The organism is Oleiharenicola lentus (assembly GCF_051660365.1).
GTDB classification, from domain to species: Bacteria; Verrucomicrobiota; Verrucomicrobiia; order Opitutales; family Opitutaceae; genus Lacunisphaera; species Lacunisphaera lenta_A.
Genome location: NZ_JBOZXB010000001.1, coordinates 2,837,181 through 2,853,507, shown reverse-complemented (window position 1 = coordinate 2,853,507; position 16,327 = coordinate 2,837,181). Strand labels below are relative to the sequence as shown.

Here is a 16,327-nt window from a genome sequence, read left to right as displayed (position 1 = left end):
CTTTTCGCATACGTCAGCCAACGAATCAGGAGAGCAAATGCTGCCACTGATCTTCGCGTGCGCCACGGGCGGCCTTGAGCGCGCCGACGGCGACGAAGCGTTTGTAGTCAGTCCCCGCGAGACGCACCTTCGGCGCCTCGAAACCATCTTCTTGAAGCTTCTGCTGGAGCACGGTGTCGAATCCACGGATGCGGCTACCACCGCCGGTTACCACGATGTTCTGCAACAGCTGCGCGACAGACTCCGAAGATGCGCGGCTGATGAGTGTCGTGAGCGCGGGATAAATTTTCTCCAGCAAACGATTGCAGGCGCGGCCGATGGTTTCGCCGAGCTCGATCGTGTAGCTCTTGCCGCCGATCAACACTTTCACGTCGATCGGTTTGCGAATCGGACCGACGTAAGAGTGTTCCTCTTTAATTTGGCGCACCGTCGCGCGCGACAGGCCGTTGTTCGGATACGTGCGCTGAAGATCGTCTTCGATGAGTTTGTCGACGGCATCGCCCGCGTAGGCCAAGCTGATCTGATCTTCCGGGGTTGGGAAATAGCCTTGGATCAGACAGAGGTCGCTCGTGCCGCCACCGATATCGATGAAGAGCGAATTGGTGACAGGATCGACGTAGTTGGCCTGGCCGAGGCGCGAGTCGTCGCGAAAACCCAGCGCCGCAAGAAACGGCTCGGGAATCAAAAGCACGCGATCAAACACCCCAGCGGCGCACGTGCGGATATCTTCGCGCGCTTCGTTGCCGGCATTGGCAGGCACGCCGATGACCGCACGGATTTCCGCAGAGTGAGTCGGATCGATGACCGCGCGCACCCGTTTGATAAAATCTTTGGCCGCGTCACGGTTCGCGATAATCCCGTCTTCGAGCGGCGGAATCACGCGGAGTTGCAGCCGATGGTTAAGCGCATCCTCACCGATCAGCGTGGTCGCGTTGTTGGCGATGATACCATCGACCAAACCTTCGCGCGCATAACCGACGAGCGTGGGAATGACTTTACTGACCGTAGTGTCGCGACTGTCGGCGGGGCCGGCGAGCACGCACGAAGCGTTGGTGCCGAGGTCGAAGCCCACGAAGATTTTTTTGCGATCACCGGTTTTACGCGTCGTCGTTGGCGCTTCAGCCGGACGTGCGGCATTCACGGGTTGCACGGGAGTCAAAGGGTCGGACTTTTTTTCAAGGGTGGTGGTTGTCATTTTTTATTTTGTTTTGGTGGTGTGGTTACTGGCGTTTGTTGGCCGTCGCGCGGCGGCTGTGGCGCTCGGCCGCCAGCATGGCATCGAGCAGATCGGGAATAGCGGGCGAACCCGTGGCGGGTGCCCGCGGAACTGCGGACGAATCGTCCGAAGAAAACGGAATCACTGGCGCAGTCACGGGCTCCTCCCGCGTTGCGACGTAAGTTTGGGTAACTACGGGGGCGCCCGCGCGCGCTGCCACCAATTGAGGAATTAAAATTTCCGCGAGCGCCACCGCATCAGCGATGCGCGCTTCTTCGCGCGCGAACATTTCCTGTAGCTTGCTTTCCGGCAGCGCCTCCACGCCATGCGCGAGGCGAAAATCACGCACCGCATTGCCCAAGTCGTTTGCTTGAAGCCGCGCGGCACCGTCGAAATCCCCCTGCTCGCGCAGCAAAAATATCTGCCGCATCACGCGAGCAATGCCCAGCAAGCGATCCGCTTCCGCCGGTCGTGATTGTGTGAAGTGTGCGTTCAAGAGTCGTCGCTAACGACCCATGTTTGCATTTAAGGTTCGGAAAAAATCCGATGCCTCGCTTCTTTTTTTACCTAAACTCCAATAAAACCGGGGGATTCACCCTAGCGTCGACGCGATGACTAGGCGTGCGAAAATTTTGGAGTTAAATTTGCGCGAAACCCTGCCGCGCCGATTATTTTTTGATCCCGACGTAATCCAAATAGGGCTGCTGCGACCGCGCGCGTCCGAGAAATTTTTCGACGGACTCCCCGACATCACGCGTGTGGCCGACGGCGTAAACTTCGTCCCGCAAACGCCGGCCCACTTTCTCGTCCAAAAATCCTCCGGGTGCATTTTTAAACACGCTCGCCATATCGATCGCGAGCACCTTGGCCCATTGATAACCGTAGTAACCAGCATCGTAACCCGCGAGGTGTCCAAAATACGCAACGAATGCCGTATCCGCCGGAACCGCGAGCGAAACGCGTGAGAAAACCGCATTACTCTGCGCGACCACGTCGTAGTTTTCTGCCGCCTCGAGCGAGAGGCTGTGCATCGAAAGATCGATCAAGCCAAAGGTAAGCTGGCGTCGCGTGGCGAACCCTTCCGTGGCCTGACGCGCCGCGATGAGCGCCGCGACCGTTTCGGCGGGAATTTTTTTTGCGGGATCGCGGTAGTCTGCAGCGAACGTATCGAGCACCGCTTTATCCCAGACCCAGTTTTCCAACATTTGCGAAGGGGCTTCGACGAAATCCTGAGGGACCATGAATCCACCCTGCATCATGAATTTCGAGCGACTCAGCATGCCGTGCATCACGTGGCCGAATTCGTGGAAGAGCGTCACGACGTCGTTTTGTTTGAGCAACGAAGGTTTATCGGCGGACGGCGCAGGAAAATTACAGAGCAGCGCCGCGATCGGGAGTTCGTAGCTACCCCCCGCCAGCACGCGCCCGGTCTTTAGCGGAAAGCAGGCGAAGTGATTAAATTTCCCGTCGCGCGGAAACATATCGAGGTAGAACGCGCCCATCGGCGTGCTCGTCGTAGAATCCTGCACCACGTAAAGCTGCACACCCGGTGCCCACACGTAAGGTGGCGCGACCTCGGTAAATTTTAGGCCGAAGATTTTTTGATAAATCGCGAACATGCCTTCGAGCGTCGCTTGATATGGAAAGAAATCGCGCAGCTTCTCGCCATCGACCGCGTAACGCTCTTTGAGCAGCTTATTCGTGTAGTAAGCCACGTCCCACGATTCGATCACCGCGTCCGGCTTGCCGGTGTGGGCGGCTTTCAGTTTCCGCAAGGTCTCTTGCTCGGCCGCAAATTTCGGCTGCAGGCCGGTCACGAGCGCTTCCTCGAACTTCACCGCCGTCGCGCCGTTTTTCGCCATGCGCGTCTCAATTTGGAAATCCGCCCACGTCGCGTAGCCGAGACGCTTCGCGATGTTCGCGCGCAGCACGATGAGTTTTTTCAGGACGGGCACATTAGTGTCACGCGCAAGTTGTAGGCGAGCCAGGCTCACACGACGGCGCACCTCGGCGCTTTCTGCATTCTCGGCGATGGCCGTGGCGTGCCACGTCACATTCGCCATCACGCGATATTTGCCGTCGGCCTGCTTGATGCCCGGACTGCTGAGAAAACTTTCCGGCACACCGGCGAGTTCCTCCACCGTGAAATCAAGCGGCGCGCGGGCGGCATTGATGTTCACGGCAAACTCGGTCGTGAGCGCGGCGAGTTCTTTGCGGAGCTTTTCGACTTCCGCGCGCTCCGCCGCCGGCAACGCGAGCCCCGCGCGGCGATAGTTGCGCATGAATTCGTCCACCAAACGCTGTTCCTCGGCCGAGAGCTTAGGCCGGGCATCCGCCACTTGTTTCAATACGCGATAGAGGTCTTCGCGATAATCGAGGCTCACGATCCATTCCTGCAATTTCACGTTCATCTCGTTCGCGACGTCGCGCATGGCGGCTTCGGGGCTAGACTCCGCCACCGTGGCGATCACGAGCGAGGCTTGGGTTAGTCCGCCGACGATCGCATCGCACGCGGCAAACGTGGTTGCAAACGTCAGCCTCGACCCGTCTTGCGCGGCAAGTTTGGCCAGCGCCGCATCGGCCGTCGCCATCGCCTGCGTTGCTTGAGCCTTAATTTCTTCCGGTGTGAGTGGATAAACGGGCAGCCTCAATTCTGTTTTTCCCTGCACCGCCGCGGCTTGAAACGCAGCCAGATCACCCAACGCCGCCTGACCGCCCACAGAAACCAGCAGCCCAAACGCAACCCCCGCAACACGAAGAAATAAATGCATAGAAAATATTTCCGCTAGGCTACGCGGTTATGACACGCGCTCAACCCTTAATCGGCCCGAGGGAAACCTTGAGGGATTTCCGCAGTTCGTGCGTAGTATCCGATGTGACTTCTCGAGACCCACTTTCCGACACGCTGCAGGCCTGGCCGCATCAACCCGCAACCGCCCCGCAATTTCAGGCTGAAGTGTGGGCGCGTATCCAAGCACAAGAGGCGCAGACCGCGTCGGTAAAATCATTTTATCGCTGGGCGATACCGCTCGCCGCGAGCCTGGCACTTTTCGCCGGCATCGGCACGGCCCGACAGCGTGCGCAGCAGCAACACACTGAACGCATGGCCGCCGCCTACGTGCAAAGCATCGACCCGCTGCAAATGCACGGCCCAGTCCGTCGATGAAACGCCTCCTGCTCACACTCGCACTCGTCGTCGCCGTGGGCGCGATCTCTTTCGCGGTCACCCGCGAACTCATCGTCACGCCGGTCGAAACCCACGAAACGTGGCTGCAACGGGAATTCCACCTCACCGCGCGGCAACTCGCCGCCGTGGAAAAACTCCAGGCCGACTACGAACCGGTATGCGCGGATCATTGCGCTCTCGTGATGCAGGCGAACAAACGCCTCGCGGCCAATCCGGCCGACGCCGCAGCGCACGAGGAAGTGCGCCGGCTCAAAAAAATCTGTTTTGAGGCGACGTCGAAACACTTGCGCGAAGTCGCCGCCGAGATGGACGCGGCGCAAGGTCGCCGTTTCTTGAAACTCATGGAGCCGAAACTCTCGGGGCACGATCACGCGGAACCGCTGGACTTGAAATGACGGCTCCTTCGCCCGCCAGCGATCAGGCCGACATGCTCGCGTTACAACAAGGCGAGGCGCTCGCGCTGAATCGCTTGATGGCGCGTTGGGAAATCCCGCTGCGTCGCTTTCTATTTCGTTACATGCAGAACGAACACGACGCCATGGATCTTGCGCAGGAAACTTTCGTGCGCGTTTACCAACACCGCAGTCGCTTCCGCACGAACGCAAAATTTTCCACTTGGCTGTTTCAAATCGCACTGAACCTCGCGCGTGATCTTGCCCGCCGCCAGCAACACCGTCGCACCGAGTCGCTCGACGCCGCCGCGAACGCCATCGCGCCCTCGCCTTCTGTCAATTCCGTGCTCAGTGACGCCGAAGACGTCGCCGCGGTGCGTCACGCGATTGCCGATTTGCCCGGCGAACTTCGCGAAGTGATCCTGCTTTCGGAATACGAAGAAAAGTCGCACGCAGAGATTGCCGAGATTGTCGGGGCTACGCCCAAAGCCGTGGAAACGCGGCTCTATCGCGCACGCACTTTGCTCCGCGCTGTCCTGAAAAAATTTCTGCGCGCTGCCGAAACCCAGTCGACTCGCGCCCCGCTCACTTAAGCGGCACCGGCGGAGCCGTCTGCGAATTCAAAATTTCCTGGTCGAAAATCAGGACGCATATCATCCGGTTGCCAGCGCCGCATACAAGTCTCTCCTCACTCGTAATTACGCGAGTTTGGCGCTCTCAGATAAAAGATTTAGATAAAATGGCGTGGCGAGAATAGAGACGAAACTATCCTTAGGGTTTTAAGCTAAGAGTAGTTTTTCAAAAAATTCATATTTCGAACAAAATCATCGTCATCCCACTAATACTAGACCACTCGGCGCTAATCACGGCCTTCCAATGGCAATATCGTGCGACACAAAAGCGGCACCTCACTTTCATATATAGCCTACCTCCAATTCCTTCTCGTTAATTCCTTTCATTAATTTTCTATTGCTTTTTCAAGCAGCATAGAGAAATCACTATTAAAAAATATTATAAACATAAAGAGAGTCAGAGCTCGATTGACTGATCAGATTTAAATCGCGTCATTAATTACAGAACTGTGCGCTGGGCCCCCGGTAACGGGATGTGCATTCCAAAATTATCCATGCCCTTCGCCATCTATACCGTGACCGCCACGAGCTGCATACGGCTTAGAAATGTGTCGAGGGCCAATCAACATTTGATGCCCAACGTCTAATGCCCGACAACATCCTACAGATTGACTTACATCATTACGCGCATGGCATTGGGCTCCCACCAGTTCTCAAAGGAGTGAAATTAAGTCTGGAAGGCGGAAGGCCGTATCTCGTTTTAGGTCGTTCCGGAGCTGGTAAAAGCACTTTGCTCAGTGCACTTCTCCCTGATGTGCCCGGCGTGATGTCGGGCGAAATTTTATATCGCAGCGATTTGCGCGAACTCTCGGCGCGCGAGGCATGTGAAAGAGGCTGGGTCGGATGGATGAGCCAGTCGCCCGCCCTCTTACCATGGCGTTCAATTCGGTGCAATCTGCGATTACCCTCTCAGCTAAACCCAAATCTGAGTAACCCCAACGAATCCGAACTGCTAGAAATGATGGATGCGGTCGCTCTCCCACGCGAGGTCTTAGGTCTCTATCCCCATCAGCTCAGTTTCGGCATGAAGCAGAGAATTTCTTTCGCGCGCGCTGTCATCTATAAACCACGATTTTTGATGCTAGACGAGGTCTACACCGGGTTGGATGTTGCCACGGTAAACGTCGTCGAAAAATACCTCGCAGAATATACTCGATCCACAGCAGCGGTGGCGCTTGTGGTGACCCACAATATAGAAGTAGCACAGCGGAGCGCGCACGGACTGCTGTTTGTTGATTCAGGTGGAGGCGTAGACGTCCTGCCGTCCTCCATGTCGCACCCTGAGGTGGTCGCGCGTTTCGATGCAGAACTCAAAAAATTCTGACTTATGAAATTCAAACCATCACTAGTCTTCGCTATCGTCCTCATCGCAGGGACTTCTTTACTTGTCTGGTATTCATTGCGCTCAAAGCCTGATCGCGTGCTTGCGGGCAAAAACAAGGTGAGATTCCAACTCCAATGGATCGACCAAGCGCAGTTCGCAGGTTTCTACGTCGCCGAATCAAAAGGTTTCTACAATGATGTAGGGCTCTCCGTGGATCTGGTTCCCGGAGCCTTCAACGTCAACCCAATCGCAAAAGTCGTCAGCAGGGACGTCGACATCGGGATGGCTACCGGCGACCAAGTCCTTCAGCGCTCCGCGGACGGCCTCAAAATTAAGGCGATAGGCACCGTGTTCGATCACAGCGTGGCATGCTTTGTAACCCTTGCGGAAAGCGGCATAACGACGACATCACAGTTAAGGGGAAGAAAGGTGGCGGTCTTTCCCAGCTACGACACCGACAATCTTTTGCGCGTGCTCCTGCGCCAGGCGAAGATTCCCGAATCGGAGGTGAAGATAACCGGAGCATCGGGCAACATTTCTCAACTGGTATCGAAAGAAGTCGACGCATACGGGGCTTATCTTTTCAACGAACCTCTCGAGTTGGCGCGAATGGGGCATAACGTGCGAGTCCTCTCGCCCGAGGAAAACGGGGTTAAATTCTACTCCGACACCCTCATTACAACCCCGGAATATCTATCCGAAAATCGAGATCTCGTGGTTAAATTTCTTCGAGCTTCCCAAAAGGGCTGGGAATACGCGCGAGCACATCCAGAGGAGGCCGTGCAAATCATGTTCCAACTCAAACCGCAACTCGCGCGCGACGCAGCCAACATCGAGGGGCAAAACGACATGGCACGCACCGTAGTCAAGAACCTGCAGTTATCCGGCACAAAGCCTATATTCACAATGGATCCCTCCAGATGGCGAGCCATGGCCGAATCGCTGAGTTCCGTCAACCGGCTCCCGAATGATTTTGAGAAGCGGATCGATGAAATTTGTGACTACACTTTGGTTGAGGAGGCCGGCAAATGATACGATCGCTTCTCGTTTTTTCAGGCTTAGCGCTGCTTTTTCTAGGCGGTTGCCAAGCCGCCGCGGTCTCTCCCGCTACTCGCGGCATGGTGCCTTCCCCCAAGGCAGTGACCACCTCGATCATCGCGAATCACGCTCCCCTTCTGCGGACAGCAATTGTAACATTGGGCCAGTCATCTTTAGGGTTGGTGTTCGCAATATCGGCAGCGTTCGGGTTGATCTGTGTCGCTGCGAAGTATCCGCCTTTCGAACAGGCTATTCGATCTCCTGCTTCATTACAGGCACGTGATGCTTGACCCATGGACGCTTTCCCCAACTGATGCCGAAGCGTCACTTTCCGAATTAGAGAGCCGAAAAGTAGCGAAGCGACGCGAACCATTTTACTCGCACGCAGTAAAAGACCTTCTCACTTTTCAAGCTACGCTTTCCTGCACTCAGAGTGATGCAAAAATAGCCGCATCCGCGTTGGTCTCCAAAATCAGCAACAAAGAGAATCTTGCTATTATGGATATAGGAGGCGCTGAAGGCCGCTTTTGCGGCCATTTTCTAGCGGCGTTAAAGGCTGCAAAATACACTATCGGTTCGATCCATAATATTGATCCTGCTCCACAAATTCAGTCTGAATACTCAGCGAACGTAACCGAGATCGCGGATTTAACGCCCAAGATAATCAGCAATGACCGACGTGGCGTAGAGGAAGCAGCTTTGATGGAATGCGACATACTTGTCGCGTCGCATTCACTTTATGCGATGGTCGAAAAATCCCGAAAACCTGGGGCGGCCACCATAGAGGGTCAGCTACGACGGCTTGTCACCTCCGTTCGTCTAGGAGGCGCGATGTTGGTAGTGATGTCTTCAGAAAACAGCATGGCAATCGTGACAAAGAGGAAAATCTACCGACACCTTTTCGGCGGACATTGTTTCGACACAGTCGCAGAAGATATCGAAAAATCCCTAATAACGGCGGGCCACATTGAAAGTCGCATATACAGCGACACGCTCATCGATCTCACAGAATCTCTAGGACCCTACAAGGAGAACGGATTCGTCACACAAACGTTCAAGGACTGGGCAAGCTATTTTTTGAGGCACGATGTAGCTAAATTGCCAGAACGTCATGTCCGCTTCATCGCGGACATGTTTCTAGCCAGCTCCTTCGAACTCAAAAGCCTACCCGAAAATTTTGTTCAACACGAAACCAGCGTCGCCCATCTAGCACTCACCTCGGACAGCATCGTGCTACCCCACAAAAGCCTGATCTACGTGGTCAAGCCGTTCGCATCCACAAACTCCAAGTCTCCTATCTCCCAATCTTCGCCCGCGCAATAGGCGGACTCTGGCGATCACGATCGTCGCCGCGATTTTCTGGGCGGCGCAAACCTCGGCCAGACGGCCAAACGATGGTGCGTCCCCACCGAACTGGTCATTGAGTTTATTTCAGAAGCCACATTCCTCGGCATTCTGCCCACGCAGGGAAATCGCTAACAAAAACGAGATCCCCTCAAAAGTCGGTTCGAACTTAGTGTTGCCCGAAAATCCTTGGCCCTGCCTTTCAAAAGCCCTTGGCAATACGTGTCGGAATTCAATTCCAACTCGTCGGCCGGTTTCGCCGATAATAATAACGAGTTTGCTCACTCACGTGAGAACTGGCGGAGAGGGAGGGATTCGAACCGTTGAATGGCCTTCGCGTAGTTTTAAAAACAAAAGGTTCATTTTAAGCAAATTACGCGTATGCCGCGACTTGTGGTTTTTGATCTAAAGCGCGGCGAAATGAAGCAAGATGCACCGGAATGAACCGGCGCACCCCGCTTTGACAACAGTGTGACGACACAAGCGTCATTTATCCCCTCTTCGTTGTGCGCGAAGCGATTGAAGCCGTGCGGATGCAAGACCCGAGTCCACCCCGTAAAGAGCCAGCGCCGCCGGGTGGATCTTGATGGGGCACTCGCCCTGGCAATGGGCGCGGAACTTGCGATCGACACGCCGGCGCTCACGGATCGTGTAGGCGCTGCGCTGCACGCAGTGGGCGAATTCCTGCACCGTGAGCTTTTCAAGAATGGGAGGCACGCGTTGAGCGACTGGAGCCAACGCCCGCTCAATTTCTTCACGCAGCATAAATCGAATCTTTTCGATCAGGAGTTCGTCATTCATAATTTTGGCTGATTTCACGAGCCGATCGACACAAGTTTCACTTTGTGCGTCGGGAGTGTAAGCGGAGATCCGAAACAAGCGATCGCGAGTTGCTGAACAACTTCATCCAGATTCGCTCCATCGCGTTCGACGCCCATAAGTGCCGCCGGCCACACATAAATCTGCGAATAACCTCGCAGCTTTTTCGCTTGGTTTACGACGAAGGTTTCAGGCGCGCCAACCTCGTTGTGCAAGTTGTAATGAACAAAACCAAGCATGCCATCAGCGGCCTCGATCGCTGATTCGAAACCAGGGATAGAATTTGCTGCCTGAAGCAAACGATCCTTAGCGGAATAGTTCTTATTGGTAATCAGCATCGTCTTCCCCGGCCATCGAGCCGCACGACGTGCGATTTCTACAAAAAGACTAAACTCGCTGTGACCCTCCTCCACCCATACCGCAGGCCCCCATTCAGAAAAAGGAGTGCCAGAAGTGCCGGCGCGTTTGGATAACAGAATTGTGTATGTCTTATCGGTATCTTTGCGACTAGCGGTTGCGCTCATTTTTAACCTCAAACAAAGCAGCCGCGCCTAGGTGGATTGATACGGGCCACGCAGTGGCCCTCCACGGTCGGCGCGGCTGCAAGTGTTGGACTGCGTTATTTTCCGGTATCAAGCGGAGTTCCCCACAGAGGAACGGTCGCAACCTCTAAAAAAATTTGGCCCTACGCGAGACTGAAATCAGCCGGGATCAGGACGGGCGACTTGCGCAGCGCCTGAAAGATTACGAACGACAATCCCCTTGTCAGACAAGATTCGCCGAATGTGGCTTAACTCCGAGGCGGTAGCTTTTGCGTAGTTCTCGAGAGATCCACCAGCTACTTCAATCTGTTGACCGGGAATCGACCGGCCAAGTTTATCCGAGTAGCCCGGATTAAAAAGGTAGTCGTCGACGTGCGCGCGGCGATTACGCAAGCCGTCAATCCGGTCGAGGAGAATGGGGGCCATGTATGTTCGAGTTTTCCCACCGTAGGCAACACGGCGCATCACCTCCTGGTATTCCCGCTCCAACTGAGCGATCTCTTGATTGATTTTGTCGATAGTGCGCGCTCGATAATCTTTTTCGTAACCAAGTTGATTTGCCGGATTACCAAAGGTCCGTTCGCCTCCCAGCAAAAACATCGCACCACGATCGAAGCTAGCACCAGGACCTATACCGCCACGAGCGGATCGAATGTTAGTTGGCTGCACGTTGCCGTTTGCATCCAGAATCGGCGTCCCGGCCGCGTGGACTCGCGTCATCACGCCATTCACCATTTCATAGACGTCTTGAGCGTAGGTTTTTAATTCGAAGTCGAGATCGCTCCCGGCAACTCCACTCGCGCCGACCGCCGGCGCGTTGCGCACTCTCGCCGCTTTTTCTGCAACTTGAGCTTCCGCGGCGGCAATTTCGACCAACTTTGAACGGCGAGCAATTAGCTGCTCCATTCGCGCCAACCGCTCTTTCTCAGCGGTGGCAATTTGAGAGTTCGTCTGCTCTTCTTTGAGGCGAATCTCTTCGACGTGCTGCTTGCGTAAGGAATCAGTTTCCTTCTTCTGCGCGGCCAAGTTTTTCTCGAGCTCGATTTGCTTCTGAATCCATTCCGTTGAATCCTTTTCGAAGGCGGCTTGCTGCTGCTTAAGGTCGGCTGCTTCGTTGTGAAGGATTACGAGTTTCGCTAGTTCATCGCCCTCACCAAAAGCGATATCCCGGCGAGTTTTCGCGAGTGCTTGCTCCGCGGCCTGGCGTTTCCTGACGATATCGTCATCGAATGCTTTTTTGGACTCCGCACTGAATTCATCAAGTGCCCCGCTGGCCGCGTCGACGCCATAGAATAACGAACCCAGGGCTATGCCAAATTTCTCCATGGTCCCCACCACCCACGTCCCAGCTTTTGCTTTCGTCTGTTCAAAGCGCGCCATCGAGTCACCGAAGCGACGTGTGGCATTCACATTCTCGTCCATCTCGCCTTGATACTCGCGAGAATAGTTAATGGCGGACCGGAAAAAAGAACTCATCGCGGTGACCAAGCCACCCGCGAGCAGGACTTTTTTGAGCCCTTCAAACGCCGCGCCGATACCTTTAGCTTCGCGCTGGGAATCGGCTGAGAACTTCCGCAGGCGAGCCTCGGCCGACGTTAAGCCGGAGTGAAATTTCTCTGTGTTGAGGCCTAACCGGGCAGTGATTTCAGAAGAAAAAGCCATGGCTAGATCGTCGGCAGTTCGCCCGTCGCCATATAACGCCCGTGGGCTTCCAAAGCTTCGGAAACAACCTTATCAGAATAACTAAATGAAGGCGCGCCGGCCTGCCGCTCGGCGATCGCTTTTCTATATTGAAAAACGCGGGCGAGGCGCATCTGGAGAATTTCCGTTTCTGACCACCCGGTGTGACTCGCGAGCGACATAACAACACTGCTGACTATTGACAGGGGCTCCGGCCTAGAGCCTTGGTTGGAGGGCTTGTCACCAGGTTCCACGAAAGCCACGTCAGATGCATAGAACATCCGTTTCACGTAATCGCGAATCTCACGAATTGACGAGGCGAACGAGTAAGCGGCCACATGGCGTATAAATTTACGGCGGCGCCACCATCCGCGGGGCGGAGGATCAACCAACACAGCTAAAAACTGAGCAACTCTTTCAGGAGTCACTTGACCGCCGACAACGAAAGGATTTTCCAGGCCATGCAAGATACCCAGATCGTAGGGCGTCATTCCCCTCAGCGGCAGTCCGCATACGGTGATAGGGCCCGCAACGAAAGCTTCGTCGCGCCATTGCGCATCTTGGGCCTGAAGCTTTTGTTGCTTCGGCAGAAAATACTTCGCGTAAAATTCGTCGAAGGAAATTTCCACCCGCGGTTCAGTTAGGACATCAGTCATAGTAAGGGCTTCCGACTAATTTCGAGATTGGTTTAAATTGGATCCACACCGCCGGCTTTTCCCATTGATGACTAATACGCTGACCAAATTTGAAATGGGGAGACCGGCGGCGTGGAAAAGTTGTTGAAGTTAACCGAGGCCCTGGCCGGCAGGAAAGAACTGCGATAAATTGCTCCGCGGATTCGGCGTGCGCGAAAAATCCAGTGGGCTATCGATGAAAGAATAAATGCGGGCGAGCGCGTCAGCTAAGGCGAACCCAAGCGGGCGTTGCGGAATCGCATGCGCGGGCCAGCGGCCGAGGAGTTCACCATCTAGCGCTTCGAATCGCGCGAGCTGAGTCTCGAGGTCGGCAGCGACTTGCTCATGTAAATGATTCATTGTAGGCTTAACTTTCACGGCGAGATTCGCGCAGATGCCGTCCCAGATTTGCCCGTGGGCCAGGTGGAAGGCTTCATTGACGCCGAGCACATCTCTTTCGCGTTCAGCGGCGCGCGCAGCGATTTGAAAGTAGGCCCGCGATTCAAGGTCGGAATCCAGCTGGATTCCTGCTTTGCGGAGTCGGGCAAGAGCCCGCTCAGCAAATCGAATATCGGACGCCTGATGGCGCGCGGCTTCCAGCTCATCGAATTCGGCCAAGGCTTCCATGAAGACCGTGCGAGCCTCATCATCACCACTGCGAGCGATGATCGGCTCAATGTCGAGCCGAGGGAAGTTTTCGATGTAACGGCGCGTCCCACCGGCGATTTTTTCTACGGTGACGCCGAATTTCTCGGCGCGACGGGATGCCGCTTCGGAGCGAGAAAGTGGCGTGGGAGAAGGAGGGGCGATCAGATCGGCGGAGGACCTGCTATCGGTGGAGATTCTTGGCGAGGCGAGATTCATAATGAGTTGGGTTTTACTTTTTTTGGCGCTGTTGACGGCGAGCTTCGCGCAGAATCACATCGCCATGTTTAGCGAAAAAATCGACGCGCGGCTGGCCGGAAAGGGTTACGTGATACGCAAGGATGTCTGCATCGCTGCGGAATTCCGGGAACGTTGAGCCGTTCAACTGAGGTGCACGTTGCGGCATCGCAGTAGTTGCGGCGGGCAGTGCGGCACTTTCGCGACATGCCAACGCGAGCGCGTCGTAGTTGGCCGCCGCAAAGTCCATTCGCTCATTGCCTGGCGGAAGCGATTTATAGAACGCAAGCTTCGCAGCCGGAGAATCGCCTGCGGGAACTGAACTCGTTTTACCGCTCGGAGAACTCAAGTTTCCCGAGGCTGAGAAATGCTCCCAAGGCTTATCCGCTGCAGCCGCCTTGATCATATTCAATCCCGCGTTGGCTTTCTCGAGCGACAGGAGAAAATAAGGTTTTGCAAACGCGACGATTGCCTTCCCGAGCGGCGACGCTCGATCGGCCTGCGAGGCTTTCGCGTGCGCGCTAAGCAGATTTTTAACAATATTTCCTGCTTGGCCCACCGACAAAAAATTCCCGCAAGCCAGGGTTGCGGTCACCGCCACAGAATTTTTGAGCCCTGAACTCTCTGGGAGCAGTAATGTTGCAGACGAAGCAATGTTTGCTTCGCGAAGTAGGCTGTCGCGCGCTTCATTAGCTTCGGCTAGCGTTTTCGGTAGGCGCGGGAGTTTCTCAATGGCCCGGCCTTCCGGTGATGCTTGCTCCGCCGGATAAGCATTCTGGAGGGCTGCCTGTAGTTTTGCGGTTCGATCACTCGCTTGCATGAGTGTTTTGAACTGCTCCGACGCATAGTCGGCGATGGCTTGTTTAAGTGACATGTATATGAGCTAGGGTTTGATTGATTCGATCAACCGACGTCTTCGGTCGTGATCCCGGCTCCGCCAAGGAATGCGCGGATGTCGGTGGTGCGCAGAGAGCGACGCTCGACCTGCATACAGCGCTCGCGAGCGAAGCTCATAAACGAGAACTTTTTTGGGGTTGATGAGAAACGCGTTGGAAGCGGAGCACTTCCACCGCGCGCTCAGGTTTAAACAGCGCGGTCCGGTCGCCATTTTGGAGAAGCGTAACAAAGCCGTCAGGCTGAAGCACTCCTTGGCCAACGAGGCGTTGGACGACGGATCGGTCTACACCAGCAATGCGGGCTAGGCTCGCGGCGGTCTCGAAAATAGGAACGGAGTTTTGCACTGTTACCAGTATTCGGCGTGTCAACTCGCGTTGCGCAACGCGTGCGGTTTTCTGCGATGCGAAGCGTCACGAAACGTGAATTCATCACAATGCGCGGAAATAAACGACGCGAGTCGCGCAACCTATGTAGGATGATTCGGTTAATAGATTCCTTACCTTCGGACTAAATCCTTGCGGAGCGCGTGCGGTGAAAGGCGTCAAAAGGGTTCCCCCCTTTAGGGGGGACCCTTTTGACCCTGAACCTAAGCCGCGCGCTTTGACCCCACGAAGTATGTTCCGGCAGCCCTCACCACGCACCCGTTTAATTGCGCCTCTTTCAGCAGTCGCAGTGTCGTTGATCGAGAGATGCCGGACGCTTTGGCGGCTCGCAGTATCTCGCAACGTAACGCACCCTCGTCAGGTATCAGCCCGAGCAGTTGATCCACGTTGTAAGCACGCGGCCGACCAGTTCCACCCGCCGGCACGAACTGCAGATCCAGCACGATGCGAAGCGATGGGTTCAAATCAGGTCCAAAATTCCCGTGGTGCTTTTGAGCCCACGGCATGCGCACGACGGCAGAGATGTGGAGTGGCTTCATCACGCGGCCTCCTGCTCTTCGGCGTAATGCCTGGCCAACTGCGCGCTCGACATGCGCTCTCGAGCCAAAGCGCTTTTGGCGGCCGGCGGCGCAACACGCAGCACAGTCGACCAATGCGTGACGTATGCCCTAAACCCCTCGGCGGTGATCCCCAGCTCGGCGGCAACAGATCGCAGGCTATGCGCTTTCACGAAATCCAACCGCAGAAGGAAGCACACGGCAATAAACGAAAGGCCGACCGCGCGAACCGGCTTGTTACAACTCTCCAAATCTGGGCCCTTAACGGTGAGCAGCGAAAGGAATTCAAGGAGGTCGGCGTGACCGGCTTCTACCGTGTCCTCAGGTTCTCCAAAGACTCCGCGTTCAACAGAGTCTAGGTCGAAATCAACGTGCGTTGGCAGTCGCGGCAAGGACCGCGGTGCATAGCGCTTCGGGCCCTTTATCAATTCTATATTAATCTTCCGCCTGACACGCCGCTTCTCTGTGTCGGCACTGCTTTCGTCGGTAGTGTTGGCAGGAAATTCATATTCAGGTGCCAGCCCCGACTCACTGTCGGGGCTGTTTTTATTGACGCGGTCGCCGTCAGGAAGAGCGCTCATGACCGCGCCTCCACAGAGTAATTTTGCGCCAGAAAGAGCCGGACTTTTTCAGGGTCGAAAAATACCCGACGCCCAACTTTGATAAAGGGCACCGCCCGGCGTTTCTGTTGTTCACGAAGCCACCTGAGACTAGGACGGCTATTAGATTCGAAAACTCTCAGCAAAAGAGTGGGAGCATC

General features: G+C 55.4%; 16 protein-coding genes. 6 read left to right on the top strand and 10 right to left on the bottom strand.

Annotated features, from left to right (window positions below):
- Positions 1–25: 25 nt before the first annotated feature.
- The 3 genes from ACRRQW_RS10840 to ACRRQW_RS10830 all read right to left on the bottom strand — a co-directional run bounded on the left by ACRRQW_RS10840 (position 26) and on the right by ACRRQW_RS10830 (position 3,987).
- Complete coding sequence (locus ACRRQW_RS10840; RefSeq protein WP_438481380.1) at positions 26–1,195, bottom strand: rod shape-determining protein; 1,170 nt, start codon at positions 1,193–1,195, stop codon at positions 26–28.
- A 25-nt stretch (positions 1,196–1,220) separates the two neighbouring features.
- A complete protein-coding gene (locus tag ACRRQW_RS10835; RefSeq protein ID WP_438481379.1) occupies positions 1,221–1,712 on the bottom strand; it encodes a hypothetical protein in 492 nt (163 codons plus the stop codon).
- A gap of 172 nt (positions 1,713–1,884) precedes the next feature.
- Positions 1,885–3,987: a M3 family metallopeptidase gene (locus ACRRQW_RS10830; RefSeq protein ID WP_438481378.1), complete on the bottom strand. Its 2,103-nt coding sequence runs from the start codon at positions 3,985–3,987 to the stop codon at positions 1,885–1,887.
- A 104-nt stretch (positions 3,988–4,091) separates the two neighbouring features.
- Here ACRRQW_RS10830 and ACRRQW_RS10825 point away from each other — a divergent pair, with 104 nt between their 5' ends.
- The 6 genes from ACRRQW_RS10825 (at position 4,092) to ACRRQW_RS10800 (ending at position 9,112) form a co-directional block, all read left to right on the top strand.
- Complete coding sequence (locus ACRRQW_RS10825; protein WP_438481377.1) at positions 4,092–4,382, top strand: hypothetical protein; 291 nt, start codon at positions 4,092–4,094, stop codon at positions 4,380–4,382.
- A complete protein-coding gene (locus ACRRQW_RS10820; protein ID WP_438481376.1) occupies positions 4,379–4,798 on the top strand; it encodes a hypothetical protein in 420 nt (139 codons plus the stop codon). Before ACRRQW_RS10825 ends, ACRRQW_RS10820 begins: the two co-directional genes overlap by 4 nt.
- The gene (locus ACRRQW_RS10815; RefSeq protein WP_438481375.1) at positions 4,795–5,388 is read left to right on the top strand and encodes an RNA polymerase sigma factor; all 594 of its coding nucleotides are present in this window, start codon (positions 4,795–4,797) and stop codon (positions 5,386–5,388) included. Before ACRRQW_RS10820 ends, ACRRQW_RS10815 begins: the two co-directional genes overlap by 4 nt.
- 625 nt (positions 5,389–6,013) lie before the next feature.
- Positions 6,014–6,751, top strand: a complete 738-nt coding sequence (locus ACRRQW_RS10810; protein ID WP_438481374.1) for an ATP-binding cassette domain-containing protein — start codon at positions 6,014–6,016, stop codon at positions 6,749–6,751.
- Positions 6,752–6,754: 3 nt separating this feature from the next.
- Entirely contained in the window at positions 6,755–7,783 is a 1,029-nt protein-coding gene (locus tag ACRRQW_RS10805; protein ID WP_438481373.1) for an ABC transporter substrate-binding protein, read from the top strand.
- 285 nt (positions 7,784–8,068) lie between these two features.
- A complete protein-coding gene (locus tag ACRRQW_RS10800; RefSeq protein WP_438481372.1) occupies positions 8,069–9,112 on the top strand; it encodes a hypothetical protein in 1,044 nt (347 codons plus the stop codon).
- Positions 9,113–9,619: 507 nt separating this feature from the next.
- Here ACRRQW_RS10800 and ACRRQW_RS10795 read toward each other — a convergent pair.
- The 7 genes from ACRRQW_RS10795 to ACRRQW_RS10765 form a co-directional block, all read right to left on the bottom strand.
- Positions 9,620–9,952: a hypothetical protein gene (locus ACRRQW_RS10795; protein WP_438481371.1), complete on the bottom strand. Its 333-nt coding sequence runs from the start codon at positions 9,950–9,952 to the stop codon at positions 9,620–9,622.
- On the bottom strand, positions 9,949–10,476 hold the full coding sequence (locus tag ACRRQW_RS10790) for a hypothetical protein (RefSeq protein WP_438481370.1): 528 nt from the start codon (positions 10,474–10,476) through the stop codon (positions 9,949–9,951). Before ACRRQW_RS10790 ends, ACRRQW_RS10795 begins: the two co-directional genes overlap by 4 nt.
- A gap of 177 nt (positions 10,477–10,653) precedes the next feature.
- Positions 10,654–12,156, bottom strand: a complete 1,503-nt coding sequence (locus ACRRQW_RS10785) for a hypothetical protein (protein ID WP_438481369.1) — start codon at positions 12,154–12,156, stop codon at positions 10,654–10,656.
- A gap of 2 nt (positions 12,157–12,158) precedes the next feature.
- The gene (locus tag ACRRQW_RS10780; RefSeq protein WP_438481368.1) at positions 12,159–12,830 is read right to left on the bottom strand and encodes a hypothetical protein; all 672 of its coding nucleotides are present in this window, start codon (positions 12,828–12,830) and stop codon (positions 12,159–12,161) included.
- A 129-nt stretch (positions 12,831–12,959) separates the two neighbouring features.
- On the bottom strand, positions 12,960–13,712 hold the full coding sequence (locus ACRRQW_RS10775; protein ID WP_438481367.1) for a hypothetical protein: 753 nt from the start codon (positions 13,710–13,712) through the stop codon (positions 12,960–12,962).
- A 13-nt stretch (positions 13,713–13,725) separates the two neighbouring features.
- Positions 13,726–14,604, bottom strand: coding sequence for a hypothetical protein (locus ACRRQW_RS10770; protein WP_438481366.1), 879 nt, complete (start codon positions 14,602–14,604; stop codon positions 13,726–13,728).
- Positions 14,605–15,548: 944 nt separating this feature from the next.
- A complete protein-coding gene (locus tag ACRRQW_RS10765) occupies positions 15,549–16,148 on the bottom strand; it encodes a hypothetical protein (protein ID WP_438481365.1) in 600 nt (199 codons plus the stop codon).
- Positions 16,149–16,327: the final 179 nt, after the last annotated feature.